This window comes from Bacillus sp. LR--39, from assembly GCF_053613335.1.
In genome coordinates this window covers 1-789 of the sequence record NZ_JBSIOT010000700.1, presented here as the reverse complement: position 1 = coordinate 789, position 789 = coordinate 1, and the positions used below count along the sequence as shown (strand labels likewise).

The following is a 789-nucleotide window of genomic DNA, read 5'->3' as shown; positions in this document are numbered from 1 at the left end:
TGTATATAACAATTGTTTCCGTTTCATCCATGCTGTCTCCTTTTTCTTCATTCCTCTCTTTTCTTTCCAATTCAAGCCTGTCCCATACAACTCTTTTATGGACAAATCAACTATCTGCCTATAGATGCATAAACTTACTAAGGTGCTGAAAGAAACGAAATTGTTACGAAAGAAACGGGATTGGAGCTGATGTCACATGTGTGGAATTACGGGTTGGGTCGATTTTAAAAAGCAGCTCGTCCAGGAAAAACAAACGATGGACAGAATGACAGACACTCTTTCCAAACGAGGGCCTGATGATTCAAACGTTTGGGGGGAGCACCATGTTTTATTCGGACATAAAAGACTTGCAGTTGTTGATATTGAAGGCGGACGCCAGCCGATGGCGTGCACCTATAAAGGGGATACCTACACCATTATTTACAATGGCGAGCTTTATAACACGGAAGATTTGCGCAAAGAATTGCGGGCGCGGGGCCATCAATTCGAGCGTACGTCAGATACCGAGGTGCTTCTGCACAGCTACATCGAATGGCAGGAAGACTGTGTCGACCATCTCAATGGCATATTCGCTTTCGCTGTGTGGGATGAAAAGCGTAATCTGCTGTTTGCCGCGAGAGACCGTCTCGGCGTAAAGCCGTTTTTTTACACGAATGAAGGCTCTTCATTTCTCTTCGGGTCGGAAATCAAAGCAATCCTCGCGCACCCTGATATAAAAGCGCGAGTGGACAGAACGGGACTTTCTGAAATTTTCGGGCTTGGACCGTCCAGAACCCCGGGCACTGGCGT

General features: G+C 46.4%; 1 protein-coding gene. It reads left to right on the top strand.

Annotated features, from left to right (window positions below; translation table 11 throughout):
- Window positions 1–196: 196 nt before the first annotated feature.
- The coding region (locus tag ACWHAR_RS25940) for an asparagine synthetase B family protein (protein WP_452088282.1) at window positions 197–789 on the top strand (593 nt) is incomplete at its 3' end.